The sequence below is a fragment of the Streptomyces sp. NPDC093018 genome (assembly GCF_040684035.1).
GTDB classification, from domain to species: Bacteria; Actinomycetota; Actinomycetes; order Streptomycetales; family Streptomycetaceae; genus Streptomyces; species Streptomyces murinus.
Genome location: NZ_JBFBFF010000020.1, coordinates 117,341 through 132,175, shown reverse-complemented (window position 1 = coordinate 132,175; position 14,835 = coordinate 117,341). Strand labels below are relative to the sequence as shown.

15 protein-coding genes, 1 tRNA gene and 1 pseudogene are annotated in these 14,835 nt (G+C 72.6%); 7 read left to right on the top strand and 10 right to left on the bottom strand.

Annotated elements, in window-relative coordinates; genetic code table 11:
• Positions 1-41: 41 nt before the first annotated feature.
• On the bottom strand, positions 42-803 hold the full coding sequence (locus AB0N90_RS32710) for a hypothetical protein (protein WP_365202639.1): 762 nt from the start codon (positions 801-803) through the stop codon (positions 42-44).
• A 47-nt stretch (positions 804-850) separates the two neighbouring features.
• On the opposite strand from AB0N90_RS32710, the gene AB0N90_RS32705 reads away from it, so the two are divergent.
• The gene (locus AB0N90_RS32705; protein WP_037661951.1) at positions 851-1,039 is read left to right on the top strand and encodes a DUF5703 family protein; all 189 of its coding nucleotides are present in this window, start codon (positions 851-853) and stop codon (positions 1,037-1,039) included.
• A 153-nt stretch (positions 1,040-1,192) separates the two neighbouring features.
• On the opposite strand, the gene AB0N90_RS32700 is transcribed toward AB0N90_RS32705, so the two are convergent.
• The 3 genes from AB0N90_RS32700 to AB0N90_RS32690 form a co-directional block, all read right to left on the bottom strand.
• Positions 1,193-2,002, bottom strand: a complete 810-nt coding sequence (locus AB0N90_RS32700; RefSeq protein WP_365202637.1) for a chaplin — start codon at positions 2,000-2,002, stop codon at positions 1,193-1,195.
• A 140-nt stretch (positions 2,003-2,142) separates the two neighbouring features.
• Positions 2,143-2,376: a chaplin ChpH gene (chpH, locus tag AB0N90_RS32695; RefSeq protein ID WP_085563988.1), complete on the bottom strand. Its 234-nt coding sequence runs from the start codon at positions 2,374-2,376 to the stop codon at positions 2,143-2,145.
• A gap of 165 nt (positions 2,377-2,541) precedes the next feature.
• The gene (locus AB0N90_RS32690; protein WP_361681199.1) at positions 2,542-3,867 is read right to left on the bottom strand and encodes a M20/M25/M40 family metallo-hydrolase; all 1,326 of its coding nucleotides are present in this window, start codon (positions 3,865-3,867) and stop codon (positions 2,542-2,544) included.
• 214 nt (positions 3,868-4,081) lie between these two features.
• Between AB0N90_RS32690 and AB0N90_RS32685 the strand changes: the two genes are divergently transcribed.
• Positions 4,082-4,169 (top strand) — tRNA-Leu (locus tag AB0N90_RS32685).
• 67 nt (positions 4,170-4,236) lie between these two features.
• Positions 4,237-5,962: pseudogene (gene polX / locus AB0N90_RS32680) on the top strand (DNA polymerase/3'-5' exonuclease PolX).
• A gap of 39 nt (positions 5,963-6,001) precedes the next feature.
• Here the strand turns inward: polX and AB0N90_RS32675 are convergent.
• Together AB0N90_RS32675 and AB0N90_RS32670 are read right to left on the bottom strand one after the other, a co-directional pair.
• Positions 6,002-7,333, bottom strand: coding sequence for a phosphoribosyltransferase family protein (locus AB0N90_RS32675; RefSeq protein ID WP_365202635.1), 1,332 nt, complete (start codon positions 7,331-7,333; stop codon positions 6,002-6,004).
• Positions 7,334-7,343: 10 nt separating this feature from the next.
• On the bottom strand, positions 7,344-7,661 hold the full coding sequence (locus tag AB0N90_RS32670; RefSeq protein WP_365202633.1) for a dsRBD fold-containing protein: 318 nt from the start codon (positions 7,659-7,661) through the stop codon (positions 7,344-7,346).
• Between the two features lie 146 nt (positions 7,662-7,807).
• On the opposite strand from AB0N90_RS32670, the gene AB0N90_RS32665 reads away from it, so the two are divergent.
• Positions 7,808-8,191 (top strand): YchJ family metal-binding protein, encoded by a 384-nt coding sequence (locus AB0N90_RS32665; RefSeq protein ID WP_365202631.1) that lies wholly within the window; start codon positions 7,808-7,810, stop codon positions 8,189-8,191.
• Between the two features lie 35 nt (positions 8,192-8,226).
• Here the strand turns inward: AB0N90_RS32665 and AB0N90_RS32660 are convergent, their stop codons facing one another.
• Entirely contained in the window at positions 8,227-8,928 is a 702-nt protein-coding gene (locus tag AB0N90_RS32660) for an FCD domain-containing protein (protein ID WP_037661936.1), read from the bottom strand.
• Positions 8,929-9,069: 141 nt separating this feature from the next.
• On the opposite strand from AB0N90_RS32660, the gene AB0N90_RS32655 reads away from it, so the two are divergent.
• Positions 9,070-9,594, top strand: coding sequence for a gluconokinase (locus AB0N90_RS32655; protein ID WP_361681215.1), 525 nt, complete (start codon positions 9,070-9,072; stop codon positions 9,592-9,594).
• A gap of 35 nt (positions 9,595-9,629) precedes the next feature.
• Positions 9,630-11,027 carry a gluconate:H+ symporter gene (locus AB0N90_RS32650; RefSeq protein WP_128789354.1) on the top strand — a complete coding sequence of 466 codons (1,398 nt, stop codon included), beginning with the start codon at positions 9,630-9,632 and terminating at the stop codon, positions 11,025-11,027.
• Between the two features lie 75 nt (positions 11,028-11,102).
• Here the strand turns inward: AB0N90_RS32650 and AB0N90_RS32645 are convergent, their stop codons facing one another.
• The 3 genes from AB0N90_RS32645 to AB0N90_RS32635 all read right to left on the bottom strand — a co-directional run bounded on the left by AB0N90_RS32645 (position 11,103) and on the right by AB0N90_RS32635 (position 13,521).
• Positions 11,103-11,741, bottom strand: a complete 639-nt coding sequence (locus tag AB0N90_RS32645; RefSeq protein WP_365202629.1) for a cytochrome b/b6 domain-containing protein — start codon at positions 11,739-11,741, stop codon at positions 11,103-11,105.
• Positions 11,725-12,441 carry a molybdopterin-dependent oxidoreductase gene (locus AB0N90_RS32640; protein WP_365202627.1) on the bottom strand — a complete coding sequence of 239 codons (717 nt, stop codon included), beginning with the start codon at positions 12,439-12,441 and terminating at the stop codon, positions 11,725-11,727. Before AB0N90_RS32640 ends, AB0N90_RS32645 begins: the two co-directional genes overlap by 17 nt.
• A 93-nt stretch (positions 12,442-12,534) precedes the next feature.
• Positions 12,535-13,521, bottom strand: coding sequence for a hypothetical protein (locus tag AB0N90_RS32635; RefSeq protein WP_365202626.1), 987 nt, complete (start codon positions 13,519-13,521; stop codon positions 12,535-12,537).
• Positions 13,522-13,918: 397 nt separating this feature from the next.
• Between AB0N90_RS32635 and AB0N90_RS32630 the strand changes: the two genes are divergently transcribed.
• Complete coding sequence (locus AB0N90_RS32630) at positions 13,919-14,815, top strand: DMT family transporter (RefSeq protein WP_365202625.1); 897 nt, start codon at positions 13,919-13,921, stop codon at positions 14,813-14,815.
• Positions 14,816-14,835: the final 20 nt, after the last annotated feature.

Genomic DNA, 14,835 nt, shown 5'->3' with positions numbered 1-14,835 from the left:
TGCCGTACCGGCTTCGCGCCGTCACGGCACCGCCGCCGAGGTCACCTGCCGGCGCCCCGGACGCCCGCGCCGTCGGCCTCGCCGTCGTGCTCGTCGTGGGCCTCGTCCAGGTCCTCGTCGTCCACGAACTCCAGGTCGTCGTCCTCGGCGTCCGGGTCGGTGTCGTCGTGTTCGTCGTGTTCGTCGTCCTCGTCGTCGAACACCGCGCTGACGTCGAAGCGGCAGACCACCGCCTGTGGATCGAAGTGCTCGAAGGGGGCCTCCAGCCACTCCCCGGCCTCCGGGGCCTCGTCGGCCGCGGTGACCCAGAGCGTGGAGTCGCCCTCCTCCAGGCCGAACTCCTTGTGCCGGGAGGCGATCTCGTCCGGTTCGAACTCGCCGAAGAGCAGGCCGAGCGCGCCGGGAACGGTGCCTGCGGCGTCCTCGTCCAGCCCGGCGAGGTCCTCGAAGTCCTCCGCGGCCTCGACCCGCTCGGCCTGGGCCAGCAGCCGCTGGGGCTCCGCCACGGTGTAGTCGCGGCGGATCAGCACGCTGATCGCATGGGGTTCCTCGGGGCCCGCGTACGGCGGCAGCGTCTCGTCGGCGCCGGGGATCTCGAAGGGGGTGACCTCGTCGTAGCGGTCGTAGAGCAGCTCGTCGTACACCTCGGCGGCCGCGGCCAGCTGGTTGAACGCCTCGAAAACGGCCGGGTCGTCGTCTCCTGACCTGCGTTCGACCGCCGCCAGGTGACGGTCGAGCGCGTTCTTGATCGCCTCGGCGGCGGCGCGTACCTCGGCAGCGGTGGGCTGCGCAGCATCAGACATAGTGCAGACGCTATCCGTACCGGGCACCAGCCCGCACAATAGATGCGATGCCGGAATACGAATTTGTCGACGTGTATGTGCCTCGCGGGGTGTCCCGCAAGGAGACCACACGTCTGCTGACGGACCATGCCGAGTACGGACACTGGGAGTTGGACCGCCTGAGCCTGCTGCGCGACGGCAGCCGCAAGGTGCGGCTGCGGCGGCGGATCATCCGCCAGCTGCGGGCCACCTGGTGAGGCGGGACCGCTGAGGGCGACGGGGGCACGCAAGCGGCGGAGCGGGCCCGCCGACAAGGCCGGACCCGCTCCTCATGCGCCACCCGTCACGGCATCTTCACCGCCCGTCACGGCGCGTTTTCGCCGCGCGTCATGGCATGACCGTCCGCCGGTTCAGGCCCTGGCCCGTGCCTTGCGGTAGAGCACGGCGCCCGCGATCAGCGCGCCCGCGCCGGCCGGCAGCGCGAGGCCCAGCGGCAGATCACTGCCGGTGTGCGCGAGCTGCCCCGTGGTCAGGGACGCCGAGGGCGCCTGCGGCACATGCACCTGGTGGGCGGGCGGGGTCGCCGGGGTGCCCGGCTGGTGCGGAGTGCCCGGGGTGGTCGGCTTGCCCGGAGTGGTGGGCGTGCCCGGCTGAGTCGGGTGGCTCGGGTGGCCAGGGTGACTCGGGTGACCGGGGTGGCCAGGGTGGCCCGGGTGACCGGGGTGGCTCGGCGGGGTGGTGTGGCCGCCGCCCGGCGGAAGGCCGTGCGTACCGCCGCCGTTGGAGCAGTCGTTGCCCAGGGCGGGGTTGCCCACGCCGATGACGTCGACGCTGTTGCCGCACGCGTTCACCGGGACGTCGATCGGCACCTGGACGGTGTTGCCCGATCCCACGCCCGGCGAGCCGGAGGTGTGTCCGCCGGCGCTCGCTCCCCCTGGACCGCCGGCGCCGCCGTGGCCCTGACCTCCGTGGCCGCCGCCGGGGTTGGCGCAGGCGTTGCCCATCGCCGGGTTGAGGAGCCCGACGACATTGACGGTGTTGCCGCAGACGTTCACCGGCACATGCACCGGCACCTGCACGGTGTTGCCGGACAGCACGCCGGGTGAGCCGGTGGCGGCGCCGGACGCGCCCGCGTCCGCGTGTGCCATACCGGTCGCGGCGGCGAGTACCCCGGTCGCCGCCGCCATGGTCATCAGACCCTTACGGGTTCCTTGTCGCATTGCTGCGTACCCCCCTGCCTTCGCTTGCCTTCACTGTCTGGAAAAGGCCGGTCGGCCTCGGAGCGCATGGCGCGCGCTCCGAGGCCGACGGCTGAAAGAAGACGCCCCTCGGGGTGGAAAGCCCCTCCGGGGAACCGGTGTCAGCTGTTGACGCAGGTGTTGCCGAAGGCGGGGTTCAGGAGCCCGATCACGTTGATCGTGTCGCCGCACACGTTCACCGGAACGTGCACGGGCACCTGGATGACGTTGCCGGAGACGACACCCGGGGAGTGCAGGGCGGCACCCTGGGCACCGGAGTCGGCGACGGCCAGGCCCGCGCCCGCGAGAACCAGCCCACCGGTGGCAGCCGCGGCAGCGACGACCTTCTTGATCATTGTTCCTCCTCGTTGGCAAAGCGGCCCCAAGGTGCGGGGTCGCATCACCTGTAACGAGGAGGGAGTAATGGAGCTACGAGCTTATGGTCGCATTCACCCTTCTCAGTCGATCTCGAACGCGCGCCCGAAGCCGAGGCGGCCCGGTTCGAACGCCCCGGCGGCAGCTCAGGACGCGTCGATGAACCGGTCGAGCACCCGCACGCCGAACTGGAGGCCGTCCACCGGCACCCGCTCGTCCACGCCGTGGAACATGCCGGCGAAGTCCAGCTCCGGCGGCAGCTTCAGCGGGGCGAAGCCGAAGCCGCGGATGCCGAGGTCGTCGAAGGACTTGGCGTCGGTGCCGCCGGAGAGCATGTACGGGACCGCCTTGGCGATGGGGTCCTCGGCGAGCAGCGCGGACTGCATGGCCTCGACCAGCGCCCCGTCGAAGCTGGTCTCGACGGCCTTGTCCGCGTGCACGTCCTCGCGGCGCACATGCGGGCCGAGCAGCCGGTCGAGGTCGCCGAGGAACTCCTCCTCGTAGCCGGGCAGGAAGCGGCCGTCGAGGTGCGCGGTGGCCTCGCCGGGGATGACGTTGACCTTGTAACCGGCGTTCAGCTGGGTCGGGTTGGCGGTGTTGCTCAGGGTCGCGCCGATCAGTTTGGCGATGCCGCCGAGCTTGGCGATGGTCGCCTCCATGTCCTCGGGGTCCAGCTCGGTGCCGAGCGCGTCGCCCAGCTCGTCGAGGAAGGCCCGGGTGGTCTTGGTGACCCGCACCGGGAACTTGTGCCGGCCGACCCGGGCGACCGCCTCGGACAGCTCGGTGATGGCGTTGTCGCGGTGGATCATGGAGCCGTGCCCGGCGGTGCCGGCCACGGTGAGCTTCATCCAGTGCATGCCCTTCTCGGCCGTCTGGATCAGATAGAGCCGCCGGTGCTCGTTCACCGTGAAGGAGAAGCCGCCGACCTCGCTGATCGCCTCGGTGACGCCCTCGAACAGCTCGGGGTGGTGGTCGACCAGGTGGCGGGCGCCGAAGGTGCCGCCCGCCTCCTCGTCGGCGAGGAAGGCGACGACGATGTCGCGGGGGGGCCGCCGCCCGCTGCGCAGCCGGTCGCGCACCACCGCGAGGGTCATGGCGTCCATGTCCTTCATGTCGACCGCCCCGCGCCCCCATACGCACCCGTCGGCGATCTCGCCGGAGAAGGGGTGGTGGGTCCAGTCGTCGGCGTTGGCCGGTACGACGTCCAGGTGGCCGTGGATCAGCAGGGCGGGCCGGGAGGGGTCCTCCCCCGCGATGCGGGCCACGGTGGAGGCGCGGCCGGGGTGGGACTCGTAGATCTCCGGCTCCAGGCCGACCTCCGCGAGCTTCTCGGCGACCCACTCGGCGGCCTGGCGCTCGCCGGGCCCGGAGTGGTCGCCGTAGTTGCTGGTGTCGAACCGGATCAGATCGCGGCAGAGGTCCACGACCTCGTCCTCACCGGTGACGCCCTGGGCCGTGTCCTTCTCGCTCACGCTGCTTCCTCCCGCTTCCCTGCTGGTGGGTCCCCCTCATCCTCTCTCCGCGCCCGCCCTCGGCCCAAGACCGGTCCCGGCCCGTCACACGCCGTTCACGCCCGCCCGCCCCAGGCCGGGGGGTGATCAGTCACCCCCCGAAAGCCTGGTAATGTTTCCTCTGTCGCCGCGAGGGAAACCCCGCCGAGGGAAAACCGCGCACGACAGACACCTTGTCCGGGTGGCGGAATGGCAGACGCGCTAGCTTGAGGTGCTAGTGCCCTTTATCGGGCGTGGGGGTTCAAGTCCCCCCTCGGACACCAGTGAAGGCCCCTGCTCTGCGGGGGCCTTTCGCATGCCCGGATGCGGCCGGGTTCCTAGACTCGATGTGTGGCCCGGGTCAATGGCGAGGTCGAGGCGGTTCTGCGGGAGTACGCGGATCTCATCGCGATCACCGGAGGTGACGCGTTCAAGGCGCGTGCCTACGAGAAGGCGGCGCGGGCCGTCGGGGGGTATCCGGCGGATGTCTCGAAGCTCGACGAGGAGGGGCTGCGGGAGATCCCGAATGTGGGGCGGTCGATCGCCGAGAAGGTGATCGAGTTTCTGCGGACCGGGAAGATGGCGGCCGTCGAGGAGCGGCGGGCCAGGATTCCCGCCGGGGTGCGGGAGTTGATCACCATCCCGACGCTCGGGCCGAAGAAGGCGCTGCGGCTGTACGAGGATCTGCACATCTCCTCGGTGAGCGAGCTGGCCGCGGCGATCGAGGCGGACCGGCTGGCCGATCTCAAGGGGTTCGGGGAGAAGACGCAGGACAACATCCGGCACGGGATCGAGCTGCTGCGGGGGGGCCGGGGCGCGGGTGCCGTTGGCGCTCGCGCTGGACACCGCCGAGGGGATCGTCGGCGCGCTGGAAGAGGTGACCGGGTGCCGGAGGTGCGCGTACGCGGGGTCGCTGCGGCGGATGCGGGAGACCGTCGGGGATCTGGACATCCTGGTGGCGGCGCGGAAGTCGGGGCCGTTCATGGCGGCGCTGTGCGAGCTGCCGGGCACCGCCGAGGTGATCGCGCGGGGCACCAAGAAGACGTCGGTGCGCACCGGCAAGGGGCTCCAGGTGGATCTGCGGGTGCTGCCGCCGGAGTCGTGGGGCGCGGGACTCCAGTACTTCACCGGGTCCAAGGCGCACAACATCCGCACCCGGACGATCGCCGTGCGCGAGGGGCTGAAGCTGTCGGAGTACGGCGTGTTCGACACGGAGAGCGGGGAGTCGCTGGCCTCGCGCACCGAGGAGGAGGTGTACGCGCGGCTCGGGCTGCCGTGGATCGTGCCGACGCTGCGGGAGGACCGCGGGGAGATCGAGGCGGCGCTGCGCGGGGAGCTGCCCGAGGTGGTGACCGAGCGGGACGTCCGCGGTGATCTGCACACGCACACGGATCTCACCGACGGTCTGGCGTCCCTGGACGTCATGGTGGAGGCGGCGGCGAAGCGCGGGTACGCGTACTACGCGGTGACCGATCACGCGCCGGATCTGTCCATGCAGCGGATGACGGACGAGAAGATCCTCGCCCAGCGGGAGCGGCTGCGGGAGCTGGACGGGACGCATCATCGGATGCGGCTGCTGCACGGCACCGAGCTGAACATCGGGCCGGACGGCGGGCTCGACTGGCCGGACGAGTTCCTGGCCGGTTTCGATCTGTGCGTGGCCTCGCTGCACTCGCACTTCGACCTCGGCCGCAAGGCGATGACCCGGCGGCTGGTGCGGGCGGTGGAGAACCCGTACGTGAACATCCTCGGGCATCCCACCACCCGGCTGATCGGCCGCCGGGCCGGGGTGGACGCGGACTGGGACGAGGTGTTCGCGGCCTGCGCGCGCTCCGGGACCGCGCTGGAGGTCAACGCGCAGCCGGACCGGCTGGACCTCGGGGACGAGGACATCCTGCGGGCACGGACGCACGGGGTGCGGTTCGCGGTGAACACCGATGCGCACTCGGTGCCGCAGCTGGCGCAGCTGCGGTACGGCATCGGCACCGCCCAGCGCGGCTGGCTGACCCCGGACGAGGTGATCAACACCTGGCCGCTGACCCGGCTGCGGCGGTTTCTGCGCAAGGGCGGGCGCTGAGCTTCACGCGGGCACCACGACGCGGGGCGGCGGTCGGGCCTACACGTGCGCGGGTGCCAGGTGGTCCGTGAACCAGTCGCGGGCCAGTTCGGTCACTCTCTCCAACGTGCCGGGTTCCTCGAAGAGGTGGGTGGCGCCGGGGACGGTCTCCAGCCGGTTCTCGCAGCGCAGCCGGGACCGCGCGTCCCGGTTGAGGTCGAGGACGAGTGGGTCGGCGCCACCGACGATCAGCAGGGTGGGCGCGGTGACCTCGGGGAGCCGGGGTCCGGCGAGGTCGGGGCGGCCGCCCCGGGAGACGACGGCGGCGGGGTGCCCCTCGGGCGCGGCCCACAGGGCGGCGGCCGCGCCGGTGCTGGCGCCGAAGTAGCCGAGGGCGAGGCCGGAGGTCGTGGGCTCCGCGCGCAGCCAGTGGGTGGCGGCGAGCAGCCGGGCGGCCAGCAGCGGGATGTCGAACACGTTGTCGCGGTCCCGGGCCTCCGCGTCGGTGAGCAGGTCGAACAGCAGGGTGCCGAGCCCGGCGCGGTGCAGGCCCTCGGCGACGTGCCGGTTGCGGGGGCTGTGCCGGCTGCTGCCGCTGCCGTGCGCGAAGGCGATGACGCCGGTGGCGCCCTCGGGCACGGTCAGGCCGCCGCCCAGCCGTACGGCACCGGCGGGCACGGTCACCTCCCGTGCGGCACCGGTGGGTACGGTCACGTCCCGTTCGGCGTCGTGGCCGCTCGGTCCGGGGTTCGGGCGCCGTCGCCGTGCCTGGCGCAGACACGCCGTGACCTCCGCGTCCTCGGTCTGGGTGAAGTCGTCGTAGAACTGTCCGACGGCGGCGAAGTCCCAGGGTGTCTCCAGGCAGACGACGTCGTCGGCGTCGCCGCCGAGGCGGCGGGCGACGTCGCGGGGGGCGACGGGGGCCGCGAGCACGATGCGGGCGGCGCCGCGGGCGCGGGCGACCCGGCAGGCGACCCGGGCGGTGGAGCCGGTGGCCACCCCGTCGTCGACGACCACGGCGGTGCGGCCGGTGAGCGGGACGGAGGGGCACTCGCCCCGGTAGCGTTCGGCGCGTTCGGCGAGCACCCGGCGCTCGCGCTCCTCGACCCGGGCGAGTTCGTCGTCGCGGACGCCGGTGCCGCGCAGCACGTCCGCGTTGAGCACCCGTACGCCGTCCTCGCCGATCGCGCCCATCGCCAGTTCGGGCTGGTACGGCACCCCGAGTTTGCGCACGAGGCAGACGTCCAGCGGGGCGTCCAGGGCGTCGGCGACCTCGGCGGCCACCGGTACTCCCCCGCGCGGCAGTCCGAGCACCACCACGTCCGGGCCCCGCAGCGCTTCCAGGCGGGCGCCGAGTCTGCGCCCCGCCTCCGGCCGGTCGGCGAACCGCACGGCGGGCACCTCACTCCCGGGGCAGCCAGAGCGGTGCGGGGCTGCTCTCCGTGTCGATCGCGCCCAGCGCCCGCATGTCGCCGTTGGCCGCGCGTACCAGCAGCCGGCCCATGGCGATCAGGGCGCGTCCGGCGGCGAGTTCGTCGCCGATCTCGGGCATGTCGCGGTCGTACGGGTTGCGGCGGGCCTCGGCGTGGCTCTCCAGGACGTTGTCCCCGGTGTCCAGGACGATCCGGGCCGTGGTGTCCGGGTCGTGCTCGGACAGATACAGGTTCAGCCGCCACTCCTTGACGGCCGGCGGGTGATGGCTGCTCACGGGTCGGGTCATCGTCCGTCCCTCCTCCTCGCGGAGCGGGCCCCGGGCGCGTCGGGCCGTACGTCCGCTGCGGGTCCGCCCGTTCTCCACTGTGCACCCGGCCGGCGGCGGACGCCTCCCCTGCCCCGGGCCCGGTGCGCCCGTCCCGTCCCGGCACAATGGGGCGCATGACCACGCGTACCTGCCCCTGCGGACTGCCGCAGTCCTACGACGCCTGCTGCGGCCGTTTCCACTCGGGCGCGGCGGGCGCGCCGACCGCCGAGCTGCTGATGCGCTCGCGGTACTGCGCCTTCGTCAAGGGGGACGCGGGGTATCTGCTGCGCACCTGGCATCCACGGACCCGGCCGGAGCGGCTCGACCTCGATCCGCGGATGCGGTGGACCGGTCTGGAGATCCTCGACGCCGCCGACGGGTCCGCCTTCCACACCACCGGGACGGTGACCTTCCGCGCCTCCTACCGGGGCGGCTCGCTGTGTGAGCGCAGCCGGTTCGAGCGGGTGGACGGGGCGTGGGTGTACGTGGACGGGGACTTCCTGGAGTAGGGCCCGTCCGACGATTCCCGGCTGCCGCGCCTCGGTCAGGGCGCCAGGATGTCCAGTTCCTGGAGGGCGCCCACGGTGATCTGCCGGGTGAGTTCCTCGGCGCGGACGGCGTCCCGGGCGCGCACCGCCTCGGCGACCCGGACGTGCAGGGTGACGGCCGCCGGGTCGGGGTCCTCGAACATGACCTCGTGCTGGGTGCGGCCGGTCAGCACCTCGGCCACGACATCGCCGAGGCGGGCGAACATCTCGTTGCCGGAGGCGGTGAGGATGACCCGGTGGAAGGCGACGTCGTGGAACAGGTACTCCGCGAGCCGGTGGCCGCGTGAGTGGGCGACCATGCCGAGCGCGCACTCGGTGAGTTCGGCGCACTGCTCGGCGGTGGCGTGCCGGGCCGCGAGTCCGGCCGCGGCCGGTTCGATCGCGGAGCGCAGCACGGTGAGCGAGCGCAGCTGGTGTGGGCGGTCGGCGCCGGCCAGCCGCCAGCGGATGACCTGCGGGTCGTAGACGTTCCACTCGCTCTTGGGGCGGACGGTGACGCCCACGCGGCGGCGGGACTCGACCAGGTGCATCGATTCGAGGACCCGCACCGCCTCGCGCATCACGGAGCGTGACACCTCGAAGTGCTGAGCGAGTTCGTCGGTGCGCAGGATGCTGCCCGGCGGGTACTCGCCCGCGGTGATCGCGGGGCCGAGGCTGTCCAGTACGCGGCCGTGCAGCCCCCGGCCCGGTGTGCTCATGCACTCAGCGTACGGCGTAGGTCACGGAAACAAAAAGTCAGACTTATACATCACAGACTCTTGAATTCGTCGTACCTAATAGGTTTCAGTGTGGCGACGCCGCCGTGGCGTCGGATGTCGAGGAAGACAGCGAGGCAGTACATGCGAACCCCCCAGGTCGTCGTCGTGATGGGCGTCGCGGGGACGGGCAAGACCACGATCGGTCCCCTGCTCGCCGCGCGGCTGGGCGTCCCGTACGCCGAGGGCGACGACTTCCACCCCAAGGCCAACATCGACAAGATGACGGCCGGTATACCGCTGGACGACAGCGACCGCCTGCCCTGGCTGGACGCCATCGGCCACTGGGCGCACGGGCGGGCGGGGCTCGGCGGGGTGGTCAGCAGTTCGGCGCTGAAGCGCGCGTACCGCGACCGGCTGCGGGCGGTGGCGCCCGGGGTCGTGTTCGTGCATCTGACGGGCGACCGGAAGCTGATCGAGGACCGGATGGCGCACCGGCAGGGCCACTTCATGCCGACGGCGCTGCTGGACTCGCAGTTCGCCACGCTGGAGCCCCTCGGGCCGGACGAGGCGGGCGTCGCCGTGGACGTCGCCGGTGGCCCCGAGGAGATCGCCGAACGCGCCGTACTGGCACTGGACGGGCTGTCCACCGCATCCGCGCAGCAGTAGCGTTCCCCAACTCCCCGTAACCGCAAGGAACCCCCGTGACCAGACTCAGCGTCGAGATGCTGGCAGCGGACGCCCCTCCGCCGATCTCCACCGCAGGACACGCCCAGCTGGGCATCGCCGTCCTGGTGGGCATCGCGGTGATCGTCCTGCTCATCACCAAGTTCAAGCTGCATGCCTTTCTGGCGCTGACCATCGGGTCGCTGGCGCTCGGCGCGGCGGCCGGCGCGCCCCTCGACAAGGTGCTCACCAGTTTCACCACCGGGCTCGGCGCCACGGTCGCGAGCGTCGGTGTGCTGATCGCACTGGGCGCCACGCTCGGCAAACTGCTCGCCGACTCCGGGGGCGCGGACCAGATCGTGGACACGATCCTGGCCAGGGCCGGCGGCCGGGCGATGCCGTGGGCGATGGTGCTCATCGCCTCCGTGATCGGGCTGCCGATCTTCTTCGAGGTCGGCATCGTGCTGCTGATCCCGGTCGTGCTGATGGTCGCCAAGCGCGGCAACTACTCCCTGATGCGCATCGGTATCCCGGCGCTGGCCGGTCTGTCCGTGATGCACGGTCTGATCCCGCCGCACCCCGGCCCGCTGGTCGCGATCTCCGCGCTGCACGCCAACCTGGGTGTGACGCTGGCGTTCGGCATCCTGGTCGCCATCCCGACGGTGATCGTCGGCGGCCCGCTGTTCTCGAAGGTCGCGGCCCGCTGGGTGGACGTACCGGCGCCCGAGCGGATGCTGCCGCAGCGGCCCTCGCAGGAGCTGACCCGCCGTCCGAGCTTCGCCGCGACGCTCGTCACCATCCTGCTGCCGGTGGCGCTGATGCTGCTCAAGGCGCTGGTGGACATCGTCATCGACGACCCGGCGAACACCACGCAGCGTGCCTTCGATGTCATCGGCGCCCCGCTGATCGCCCTGCTCGCCGCGGTGATCGTCGGCTTCTTCACGCTGGGCCGGCCCGCCGGGTTCAGCAAGGAGCGGCTCCAGGCCACGGTGGAGAAGGGCCTGATGCCCATCGCCGGCATCCTGCTGATCGTGGGCGCGGGCGGCGGCTTCAAGCAGACGCTGATCGACTGCGGTGTCGGCCAGATGATCCTGGACGTCTCCAAGAGCTGGTCGATCCCGGCGGTGCTGCTGGCCTGGCTGATCGCCGTGGTGATCCGGCTCGCGACCGGCTCGGCGACGGTGGCGACGGTCTCGGCGGCCGGTCTGGTCGCCCCGCTCGCGGCCGACATGTCGACCACGCACACCGCGCTGCTGGTCCTGGCGATCGGCGCCGGCTCGCTCTTCTTCAGCTTCGTCAACGACGCCGGGTTCTGGCTGGTCAAGGAGTACTTCGGGCTCACCGTCGGCCAGACCGTCAAGACCTGGTCGATCATGGAGACGATCCTGTCGGTGGTCGGCGGCGCGCTGGTGCTGGTGCTGTCACTGGTGGTGTAGCGACGGCGGTACGACGGCGGAGGCCCGCCCCTCGAAAAAGGGGGGGCGGGCCTCCGTCGTCGTACCGGAACCCGTTCAGGGGCGCGGGCGCGTTCGCCACAGCGGGTGCTGCCGTTTCGCCCATTCCTGGCTGACCGTGCCCGTGCGCAGCCCCTCCCGCGACTCCGGGTCGCCCAGCGCCATGCCGATATGACCGGCCAGGACGACCGCGATGGTGAGGGCGAGCCAGTCGTGGACGAAGGTGGCGGAGGTGCGCCAGACCAGCGGGGCGAGATGGGTGAACCACATCAGCAGGCCGGTGCCGAGCATGACCAGGGTCGCCCCGGCGATCCAGGCGGCGTAGATCTTCTGCCCGGCGTTGAACTTGCCCGCCGGGCGCGCCTGTCGGCGCCGGTCGCGGCGCAGGGCGGCCCGCAGCCAGACCCTGTCGTGCGGGCCGAACCGGTTGAGGAAGCGCAGATCGGCGCGGAAGGCGCGGGAGGCCAGGCCCAGCAGGACGGGGACGGGCAGCGCGAGCCCGGCGCACTCGTGGACGCGGACCACCAGGGCGCGGCGGCCGACCAGGACGGCGAGCTGGGGGATATAGAGGACGGCCGCGGTCGCCACGCACACGCCCATCAGCGCGGCCGTGGTCCGGTGCACCCAGCGTTCGGCCCGGGAGAAGCGGCGGATCCGGGCGGCGGGGCGGGCCGGGGTGTCAGCTCGTAGGCTCATCGGTGCGTCCGTTCGAACGGCCGACCCAGGCGTCGACGTCGTAGCCCAGGTTCTCCCAGTAGCCCGGCTCGACGCGGTCGGTGACGGTGATGCCGGAGAGCCACTTGGCGGACTTGTAGAAGTACATGGGGGCGACATAGAGGCGGACGGGGCCGCCGTGGTCGTGGCCGATGTCCTTGTTCTGCATGCGCAGGGCGACCAGGACGTCCGGGCGGCGGGCCTGGTCGAGGGTGAGGCTCTCGGTGTAGGTGCCGTCGAAGCAGGTGAAGCGGATCGCCTTGGCGCCGCGGCGGACCCCGGCCGCGTCGAGGAGGTCGGCGAGGCGTACGCCCTCGAAGGGGGTGCCGGGGACCCGCCAGCCGGTGACGCACTGGACGTCCTTGACCAGCCGGGTCTGCGGGAGGGCGCGCAGCTCGGCGAGGGTGTAGGCGCGGGGGCGGTCGACCAGGCCGCCGACGGTCAGGCGGTAGTCCGTGGCGTTCTTGTCGGGGACGGAGGCAGCGACCGAGTAGTAGCGGAAGCCGCCGCCGTTGGGCAGCAGCCCGGTCAGGCCCGTCGGGTCCTTGCCGGCGAGGCCCTCCAGGGCGCGTTGCAGGGTGGGCGCGGCGAGCACGCCGAGGGCGCCCAGGCCGAGGGTGCCGAGGAAGACGCGGCGGCCGACGGGGGTGCCGTCCCGTTCCTCGGGGGGTTCGGGGTTCACCTCCTCATTCGAACACCGGGCCTGCGGGGTGGCCAGGGAATCGGGGCCCCGGTCAGGGATTCGTAAGGAATTCAGGGGTGCGCGAGGAATGCCTCAGGGATGCGCGAGGAATGCCGAGGCCTGGGCGCGGGCCGTGCGGAAGGCGGCGCGCGGGTCGCGGTGCGGGTAGCTCCAGGGGGCCCGGGTGGCGTGGGCGCCGATGCGCCGGAAGAGGACGGCGGCCTCGGCCGGGCGGCCCGCGCAGGACAGCGCGAACGCCAGGTGGTTGAGATCGATGTGGCGGCGGGGGTGCTCGTCCTGCTCCCACTCCAGCCACCAGTCGAAGCCGGCCCGCAGGATCCGGCGGGCGCGCGGCCCGGACCAGTGCGCCGAGGCGGTGGGGTCGGCCGGGGCGAGGCCGGTGGCGGCGAGCACCCGGTAGCGCTCGGCGAGGGCGACGACCGGCAGCACGGCCAGCGGGGAGTCGGCGGGGGCCTCGGCGGCGGCCAGCTCGGCGAGGTCGTACACCTCGTGGGACTCGTACCGCCCGCCCGAAGGCCGTTCGGCGAGGCGGGCGACGAGGAGGTGGTGGGCGTGGTGGTGCTCGGGGTGGCGGCGGCGCACCTCGGCGAACACGTCGAAGACCTCCCGCTCGGGCCCGACGATCCGGGCGAGCCGGAGCAGCCCGAGCCAGGGGGTGGGGTCGGCGGGGGCGAGCGCGGCGGCCCGCTCGCACGCCTCGCGGGCCCGCTCGGGGTTCTCCCGGCCGCGCAGGGCGCGCTGGACGCGGGCGAGCGCGAGCAGGGCGGCGGCGTCCGGGGAGCCGGGTTCGGCCTGGAGCCAGTCCCAGGCCCAGGCGGCGGCGTACGGCTCGCGGGCGAGCGCGGTCAGCCGGTGGCCCCTGCGGTCCCAGTCGTCGCCGGTGTGCAGCAGCAGGGAGCGGGCGGCCTGGCGGCGGCCCTGGACCAACGCGGCGCGGGCGGTGCGCAGTTCGGCGTCGTCCAGGGCGTCGTCGTAACCGCCGGGGAGGTCCGGGGCGGTGGCGCCGGAGGGGGCCGTGCGGGCCCGGCGCACGTCGAGCAGAGGCGGGAGTGGTGACACCGCAGGACTTCCTGTTTCTCGGGCTGCCATCGGCCGATCACACACAGCAAACCCGCAGGCCAAGGTTTGCGTCAAGCGGAACGCTGATGTTAATGGGTTCAACTACCGTTCGTAGCAGGGAAATTGGGGTATAGGCGCGGATACGTGACCGACCGTGAGGCCGGGCCGGAACCGGCCCGGGACCGGGGTGCGGTGCGGCGCTGTGGCGTATGCCATGCCGTCGCGCGCCCCGTCGTGCCGGGATGTGTGGCGTACGCCATGGCGCCCCGCGCCCCCGGCGCCGACCATGGCGGGTCAACCGCCCCTTTCCGGGTTCTTCCGGGGCAATGCCGTCCCGGGGGCGCTACAGTCGGCCACTACGCGTCCGTGGTCCGGCCGGATGATCGAGGTACGCAGCGTGTCCGTTCTGGTTCTCCTCCTCGCCGTGAGCGCGGCCTGCTGTCTGGGCCTCGGCTTCGTGCTCCAGCAGAACGCCGCGCAACGGGCGCCGCTGAGCGACTTCCTGTCGCTGCGGCTGCTGCTCGACCTGATGCGGGTGCCGCGCTGGCTGGGCGGGCTCGGGCTGATGGTGGCCGGCATGGTGCTGGGCGCGGTGGCGCTCGGCAAGGGTGAGATCTCGCTGGTGGAGCCGCTGCTCGCGACCAATCTGCTGTTCGCGCTCGCGCTCTCCCGGTACCAGACCAAACAGCCGCTGGGACGGCAGGGTTGGGCGGGGCTGCTGCTGCTCGCGGGCGGGGTGAGCGCGTTCATCACGGCGGGTGAGCCGCGGGCGGGCAACGCCATCGCGGATCCGCTGCGGCACTGGCTGATCATCGGCGTGGTGGTGGGCGTGGCCCTGGCCCTGACGACATACGCCAAGCGCTCCCGGCTGAACTGGACCGCCGTACTGCTGGCCCTGGCCGCCGGGCTGCTCTACGGGGTGCAGGACGCGCTGACCCGGGTGAGCGGCACCCTCTTCTCCGACGGCGGCTTCGCGGATCTGCTCACCAGCTGGCAGCCGTACGGCGTGTTCGTGTGCGGGGTGACCGGTCTCGTGCTGGTGCAGAGCGCGTTCGAGACGGCGCCGCTGCGGATGTCGCTGCCCGCGCTCACCGCCGCCGAGCCGCTCGCCGGAATCCTGTGCGGGGTGGGCTTCCTCGGCGACCGGCTGCGCACCGACACCGGGGCGCTGGCCTGGGAGGCGGCCGGGCTCGCGGGCGTGGTCGGGGGCATCGTGCTGCTCGGGATGCACCCGGCGATGCCCTGCGGCACCACGGAGTCGGAGCCCCCGGCCCACGAACTCCAGCGCCGTTGAAGCCTTCCACCGCGGCGCGC

Bases quoted from the DNA above. Each gene is read 5' to 3' on its own strand.
- AB0N90_RS32710 (WP_365202639.1), bottom strand. From the start codon at position 803: ATGTCTGATGCTGCGCAGCCCACCGCTGCCGAGGTACGCGCCGCCGCC.
- AB0N90_RS32705 (WP_037661951.1), top strand. From the start codon at position 851: ATGCCGGAATACGAATTTGTCGACGTGTATGTGCCTCGCGGGGTGTCC.
- AB0N90_RS32700 (WP_365202637.1), bottom strand. From the start codon at position 2,002: ATGCGACAAGGAACCCGTAAGGGTCTGATGACCATGGCGGCGGCGACC.
- chpH (WP_085563988.1), bottom strand. From the start codon at position 2,376: ATGATCAAGAAGGTCGTCGCTGCCGCGGCTGCCACCGGTGGGCTGGTT.
- AB0N90_RS32670 (WP_365202633.1), bottom strand. From the start codon at position 7,661: ATGACCCGACCCGTGAGCAGCCATCACCCGCCGGCCGTCAAGGAGTGG.
- AB0N90_RS32665 (WP_365202631.1), top strand. From the start codon at position 7,808: ATGGGGCGCATGACCACGCGTACCTGCCCCTGCGGACTGCCGCAGTCC.
- AB0N90_RS32660 (WP_037661936.1), bottom strand. From the start codon at position 8,928: ATGAGCACACCGGGCCGGGGGCTGCACGGCCGCGTACTGGACAGCCTC.
- AB0N90_RS32655 (WP_361681215.1), top strand. From the start codon at position 9,070: ATGCGAACCCCCCAGGTCGTCGTCGTGATGGGCGTCGCGGGGACGGGC.
- AB0N90_RS32645 (WP_365202629.1), bottom strand. From the start codon at position 11,741: ATGAGCCTACGAGCTGACACCCCGGCCCGCCCCGCCGCCCGGATCCGC.